The following is a 6,800-nucleotide window of genomic DNA, read 5'->3' as shown; positions in this document are numbered from 1 at the left end:
AATATGAACGAAAAAATCTATTTTTTAAACTATAATTAATAAATAAATTATATTATTTCTTTAAGAATAAGCATGCTTAGGATTAAATTTTATTAGGAAAGGACGGTTTGAAATGGAATTTCTTATTTTGACGCTATTTTTGATCAGCGGGCTTATATTATATTTTAAGCCGCAGAGGAAAAATCTAGCTACGGGCTGTGCGGCGGCAGGCTGCGCGATACTGATCGCGCTCGAGTTTTACGTAAATTTATGGGTTGTCGTGCCGGTAGGCAACTTTTAGGAGGGCGATATGCAAAATTTAGAGCAAAATCAAATTCCCGCCGCCGAGCGAGGATTTTTTAACCTAATGTCGCTAGCCATCATCGCCCTCGTGGCTCTTCCGGTCGGCATAGCTTGTTTGATACTGGGCTTTGGCATGGGAGATAGCCCGTGCGTGATGTGCTGGGCGGAGAGGATCACGATGATAGCCATCAGTCTTATCGCGCTTTTTATCCTTAGATACGGTCTAAAACCCGGCTACGTCGCGGCGCTTTTGCTAATGGCTTGCTGGGGGATGTTCAACGGCTTTATCCACTACAGCCTTGACGGTACGTTCGGCGGCTACCTTGACATAAAGCAGGGTTTCGGACTTGAAATTTTAGGCGCGCACACGCAGCTTTGGGTCATCGTCGTAGATTTTTGCGTGATCGCGTTTTTGGCGGTTATATTTTTATGTAGCAAAAATTTGGGCGATATAATGAAAAAGAGCGCGAGCGGCGAATACGGCGAGTTTTTGCGCTACTTGCCTCTAGGCAAGATCGCAAATTTAATCTTCATCGTCATCATCGCCGCAAACTGCGCACAGGCCTTCATCGTCTCAGGCCCGCCGCCGTATCTGGGCTCTAGCACGCCGGCTAGGATGAGCCTTGATCCTGCAAAATGGTTTTGGGAGAAAGATCACTGGCAAAGCGCGCTTGATTTTAGATTCGATTGGAATCCGGAGCTTCCGGATCTGCCAAACTAAGGAGCAAAAAGATGAAAAAGCTGATAATTTTTACGGCGCTAGCGGCTCTGGCGTTTGGGTTTGAGTTCAATCTCGATAGCAAAGCGGGCGCGCTTGAGGGCGTGAAGGAGCTCGGTACGCCGAGTGCGGAAGTGAGCTTAAGCTTGCAAAACGATGCACCGATTACGGGAGCGGACTACGACGCAGATAAAAAGCAGTTTGCGCTGGTTTCTAAAAATAACGAATTTTACGTTGCGGATGAAAATTTAAAGCCGCTTAGATACGGCAAGCACGATCGCCACTTTATAATGGAGATGGAAGCGACCGTAGGCGCGACGTGGTACAAAAATGAGCTCGGCATGATAAGCTTTAATAAAACCTTCGTATTTTATGAGCCTACGGACGGGCTTAGTGTAGAGGAGCAAAATAGCCAGTGGAGGCATTTGACCGAGGGCTGGGATAAATGGAAGCTAAATGATCTCGGCAACAAAGGGCGCTTCTCCACGCTTCGAGCAAAGCAGCAATATATCCTCGGCTGGGATTACGACGCGGCTGCGAATAAATTTATCGTTGCATCCGTGCCTAACGACGTGAGGGATTATTGGAGCGTGGCGGTGTTTGACGGCGACGATAAGATGATTTTGGAGGAGTTCATCCCGCAAATAGGCGGAAATTTAAGCCTAAAAGATAAAAGAAGCCTTGGCGAATATTACGTCACGGGCATCGATGCTCAGCCTGATGCCGTTTATCTTTTGAGTAAAAATTTCTCGACCATTTTAAAGCTAAATTTGCAAACTCATACAATTGAGGATGCGTATAGTTTTAGCGGAGCGGCAAACGCAAGAGCGCTTGCGGTGAAGGACGGCAAATTTTATGTTTTTTCGCGCGAAGGCAAAGAAAATAAAGTTTTCATATACGATATGAAATAAAGCCCACATTTAAGGAGAAGAGATGCAAAGACGTTCTTTCTTAAAAGGCGCGGGAGCGGCTCTAGCTACGGCGGGAGCCTCTCCAAGCCTATTTGGTATGGAGCAGTTTGAGGTGGATTTTAAACCGAAATCCTATAAAAACGAGCAGGGCGTAGAGTATCACTACCTCACCTGTCCTAGAAACTGCCGCGACGCCTGTTCGATGATCGCAGAGATCAAAGACGGTAAGATGGTCAGCATCAAGGGTGATCCGAAGCACCCTCTAACGCAAGGCACGGTCTGCGTCAAAGGTCATACCTATGCAATGCATCTATACAACGCCGATCGCATAATGTACCCAATGAAGCGCGTCGGTAAAAAGTGCGAGGGTAAATGGGAGCGCATCAGCTGGGATCAAGCGCTAAAAGAGATAGCCGCAAAGCTTACCGAGATCAAGGCAAAATACGGCGGCGAGGCGCTGACGGAATTTGTCTATTCGGGCAACGAAGGGCATATCTCAAAGACGATCGCGCCGGGAAATTTCTTTGAAAAATATGGCGCTACGAGGCTTGTGCGCAATCCATGCGACTGGCCGCGCTATGCGGGCACGCCGAGCGTTATCGGCACGGACTTTTCAAAAGACGCGCTGGAAGTCGATGAGAGCGATATGTATATCAGCTGGGGCTCAAACGAAGCCTATACGGCGGTGCACTGGATTAGATTTGCCCACCGCGTCAAAAAGCGAGGCGGCAAGATCATCGTCATAAATACGATCAGAATTCCGCTCGCAAACCAGGCCGATATGTTTATCCAGCTAAAGCCTTCAAGCGATCCGGCATTTTGTCTAGCGGTCTGCAAATTTTTGATAGAAGAAGATCTATATGATCATGAATTCGTAGAAAAATATACAACCGGCTTTGAGGATCTAGTACATGAGTGCTCACTCTACACTTATGGCGAACTATCTGAAATGTGCGGAGCAAGCGTCGATCAGATCAAAGTCTTTGCTAGAGAATACGCCCACGCCAAAGCGCCTGCCATTATGCACGGCGACGGCGGCCAAAGACACTTTAACGGAGCAAGGCTAGTGCGCGCGGTTACCTTCTTGCCGGTACTTACGGGCTGCCTTACAAAACTTGGCGGTGGATTATTCTGGGCTTACGTGCATGTAAAGGGCTGCTTTAACTTCGATAACTGCATGCCTGATCTTTCGCCAAAAGACGCAGAGGGCAAAAAGATAGAGCGCCAGCAGGTAAGCTACGTAGAATTCGGCAAAGGCATCCAAAAGGAAAATCCGACCTATCTAGGTAAGCCGATAAATACGGTAATTCGAGCCTGTATCAACTACAACTCGAATTTGATGGTAACGGCGCCCAATACGAATTTAATCAAAAAACGCGTGATGGACGACGATTTTTTCTTGGTAGTCATCGATCCTTACGATACCGACACCTGCGATTACGCGGACTACGTATTGCCGGGCGTTACCTTTATGGAGAGCGAAGATATTCAAAACGATCAAATTTCAGGCTACGTCTGCTACAACGCCCAAAGCGTCAAGCCGCTGGGCGAAGCTAAGACGAATTTGGAATTTTTTAACGCTCTAGCCAAGGCGATGGGATATACCGAGGAGTGCTTTGATTGGGATAGCGAGACGGTTTGCAGAAGGTTTTTGGATACGGAATTTGCCAAAAAGCAAAATATCACTTACGAAAAACTAAAAAGCGTAGGCTGGATCAAGCCGTTTAGAACGCCTGAGACGATGAAAGATCAGTTCCCTTACTACCCTTATGCGCCGAAGGACAAGCTAGTATTCGGCACTAAAAGCGGCAAGTGCGAGCTCTACTCCGAAGCTTTCAAGGACGCAGGCTATCACCCGGTGATCGATCTTGACGACGATTGGGATTACTACGAAAGGCATAAAAATTTCGGCAAAAATTACTTGAAAAAGTATCCGCTTTATTTTATGACGCCGGGCACGCAGCTTCAGGATAACTCAAACTGGGGCAATATGCCTTACATCCTAAAACGCGTCATCGTAAAGGGCAACGCTGAGCTATTTATGACGCGCGAGGATATGCTGGCGCGCGGCATCAAAGAGGGCGATACGGTTGAAGCCACGAACGAAAAGGGCACGGCGATATTTACGGCGGTTGAAACCAATCAGATGCAGCCGGGCATCGTCTATGCATGGAACAATATCTGGGTTAAGGTTACCAAGTCTCGCACGGGAGCAAATATCCTTTGCTCGGACGGAGTGAGTGATTTAGGCAACGGATCGACCTATACTGCAAGCTTTTGTGAAGTAAAAAAAGCTGCAAAACAGGAGGCATAAAATGAAGCGAAAACAAGGATTTTTATTTGATTACAACTTTTGCATAGGTTGTAAGGCGTGTGAAATTTCATGTCAGGTCTATCATAACCAAGACCCCGACATCAACTGGCGCCACGTCGATATGATGCTCATCCATGAAGACGAGATCGAAAAGGAAATTTTCATCTCGCATTCGTGCCACCATTGTGAAGAGCCTGCGTGTATGGATGTTTGTCCCGTGGGAGCTTACATTAAGCTTGAAAACGGCGTCGTTCAGCCGCTGCACGATAAATGCATCGGCTGTGGATACTGCATCGTAGCCTGTCCTTATGGCTCTATAACCAAAGGCAAAGACGGCAAAGCGCAAAAGTGCAACCTCTGCGCCGAGAAGCTCGAGCGCGGCGAGGAGCCTGCGTGCGTAGCGGGCTGCCCTTGCGACGTGCTAAAGCTGGTCGATAGCGATGTGAGCGATAGCGCGGGGATGGAGAAAGAGATGCCAGGCTTTAAACGCTTTTTTACGAAGCCAAACATCCGCTTCTATCCTCGCATGAAGCGCAACGAGTTTATCCACTAAGGATAAAAAGATGCGTAATTTAAAGCAGAGTCTTTACGTCGAGGACTTTTTGAGGCAGGTATTTTTGGTGCCTCTTACCGGTGAAAATTTGGACGAGCTTTTAAATTTGACGCAGGATTTTGCGCCTAAGCTTAAAGAGCATAAGTTTATCCTCGAATTTGCCGAATGCAAAAGCGAGCCAAGCTTAATTGATGAAATTCGCTACGAATTCAATAGGCTCTTCGTAGGTCCTAAGCGCCCCAAAGCCGAGCCTTACGAGTCGGTGTATTTCGACTATCAAACGATGTTTGGGGCAAAGACGATGCAGGTGCGAAGCTTTTATGAAGGCTCAGGGCTAAAACTCGAGGATGCGCAGCTTGATAAATTTCCCGACGATTTCATCGGGTACGAGCTGCAATATCTTTATTTTCTAAGTTTTAGCGCGCTAAAGGCGGAGGATGAGGCTAAATTTAATGAAATTTTGCATAAAAAGGCGGAATTTATCGCCGCTCATCCGTCGCAGTGGTTTTGCAAATTTGCCGCTCGCTGTGATGAGCATGCAAATTTAGACGTTTGGAAGAGTTTCGGGAGCTTTTTAAATCTCTATCTAAATAGCGAGATGGATGCGCTTAAAAGTGCGCTAAAAGATCTTGAAATTTTTAAAAATTTAAAGGAATGACGATGGTACAGACGACTTGGGGATGGCTCATAGTCATCTATTTGTTTCTAGGCGGTTTAGGCGCCGGGGCGTTTTTGTGCTCGGCTTTGGCTTACAAAGGCTTTTTGGGTTCATTAAACGAGAAGTTTTATAAATTCGGCTTTCTGCTAGCACCCGTTGCGGTAATAATAGGAACCGCGCTTTTGCTGTTTGACTTGGCGCCGAGTGCCGCGATAAATCCTCTTAAAATTTTACAGCTCTACACGCGCCCTGTTTCGATGATGAGCATAGGTACATATCTGCTTACATTTTTCATCGTGGTTAGCGTTTTAGTGCTTTTGCAGATCAAAAAGAGCGGCAAAATTTGCGATATGATGCTCACGCTCGGAGCTATTTTAGCGCTTGGAGTGATGGGATATACGGGGCTACTGCTTTACGTCGTAAAGGCGATCCCGCTTTGGGCTAGCGTGTGGCTGCCGATTTTATTTACGATCTCTGCGATCTCCACGGGGCTTAGCGCAAACGCCGCCGCTACGCTAAATGCAGGGCACGGGCTAAGCCACTGTGCGCATAAATTTCACGTCGCGCTCGTCGTGCTTGAGATCGTTGCGGTGTTAGCGCTATTTGCGAGCGTGAAAAGTGAGGCTGCGGGCATGGCGAGCGTAACCAAGATAGTCAGCGGCTCGCTTGCGCCGATGTTTTGGATAGGCTTTGTCGTATTTGGGCTTGCACTACCGCTGTTAGGCGGAAGCAAATTTATGCTTCGTAGCTGCAGTGTGAATGCGGACGGCAGTGTCTGCGCGTACGGCAATGAAGAGATAAAAAGCTGCGTTTATAACGAATACGGCGTGCTTATAGGCGGCTTTTGCCTAAGAGCGTTTATCGTGCTTGGCGCGGTTTATATATTTTAACTCCTCCTTTCTGATACTGGTCGGGCGCAAGTCCGACCTTTAAATTTTAATCTTAGATTGTGATTTTTCGATAGACCACCAAAAAGCGACGCAGCACTGCACAACTCTTGACTTTAAAATTTGGGTTAGAAACTAACCCAAATTTGACAAGCACACCATTAAATTTACGCTTAGTCAAATTTGATATCTTTGATGCTTCTATATTCTCTGCAAAATACTTTAGAATTCCTCTAAATTTAGCTTCAGGAATTCTTTAACGGACTATATACTTATTTTTTAACTTCACTACGCTCGTTACTTTTCAAAAACATAGTTCTCATCGTAACTTACTTGCTCCTTTGCATGAGCCTAAGTTAAAGAGAGCCAAATGAAAATTAGCAAAAGCATAAAATTTATTTTGCAAGCAAAATCCCCGAAACGATCAAATTTTAAATAATTTTACTGTGTTAAATTCCTCATTAAATGCTCATAATT

The 6,800-nt window shown here is 46.3% G+C and carries 7 protein-coding genes and 1 pseudogene; 7 read left to right on the top strand and 1 reads right to left on the bottom strand.

The annotated features are described in order from the left end of the window. Positions 1–112: 112 nt before the first annotated feature. The 7 genes from Q0095_RS05360 to nrfD are packed head-to-tail and all read left to right on the top strand — an operon-like array spanning position 113 to position 6,326. Positions 113–280: a hypothetical protein gene (locus Q0095_RS05360; RefSeq protein WP_169765898.1), complete on the top strand. Its 168-nt coding sequence runs from the start codon at positions 113–115 to the stop codon at positions 278–280. Between the two features lie 9 nt (positions 281–289). After that, positions 290–1,003, top strand: a complete 714-nt coding sequence (locus Q0095_RS05355) for a disulfide bond formation protein B (protein WP_297882061.1) — start codon at positions 290–292, stop codon at positions 1,001–1,003. A gap of 11 nt (positions 1,004–1,014) precedes the next feature. Continuing rightward, the gene (locus Q0095_RS05350; RefSeq protein WP_297882059.1) at positions 1,015–1,911 is read left to right on the top strand and encodes a hypothetical protein; all 897 of its coding nucleotides are present in this window, start codon (positions 1,015–1,017) and stop codon (positions 1,909–1,911) included. A gap of 22 nt (positions 1,912–1,933) precedes the next feature. Continuing rightward, the gene (locus tag Q0095_RS05345) at positions 1,934–4,225 is read left to right on the top strand and encodes a molybdopterin-dependent oxidoreductase (protein WP_297882058.1); all 2,292 of its coding nucleotides are present in this window, start codon (positions 1,934–1,936) and stop codon (positions 4,223–4,225) included. 1 nt (position 4,226) lies between these two features. Next, positions 4,227–4,778, top strand: coding sequence for a 4Fe-4S dicluster domain-containing protein (locus Q0095_RS05340; protein WP_297882056.1), 552 nt, complete (start codon positions 4,227–4,229; stop codon positions 4,776–4,778). 10 nt (positions 4,779–4,788) lie between these two features. Then, positions 4,789–5,436, top strand: coding sequence for a molecular chaperone (locus Q0095_RS05335; RefSeq protein ID WP_297882053.1), 648 nt, complete (start codon positions 4,789–4,791; stop codon positions 5,434–5,436). Positions 5,437–5,438: 2 nt separating this feature from the next. After that, entirely contained in the window at positions 5,439–6,326 is an 888-nt protein-coding gene (nrfD, locus tag Q0095_RS05330) for an NrfD/PsrC family molybdoenzyme membrane anchor subunit (RefSeq protein ID WP_297882051.1), read from the top strand. Between the two features lie 172 nt (positions 6,327–6,498). Here nrfD and Q0095_RS05325 read toward each other — a convergent pair. After that, positions 6,499–6,576: pseudogene (locus tag Q0095_RS05325) on the bottom strand (IS1595 family transposase); the annotation flags it as partial. Positions 6,577–6,800 lie beyond the last annotated feature (224 nt).

This window comes from uncultured Campylobacter sp., assembly GCF_938045535.1.
In the GTDB taxonomy this organism is placed as follows: Bacteria; Campylobacterota; Campylobacteria; order Campylobacterales; family Campylobacteraceae; genus Campylobacter_B.
The sequence above is the reverse complement of the archived record's forward strand: the minus strand, read 5'-3'. Positions and strand labels throughout refer to the sequence as shown.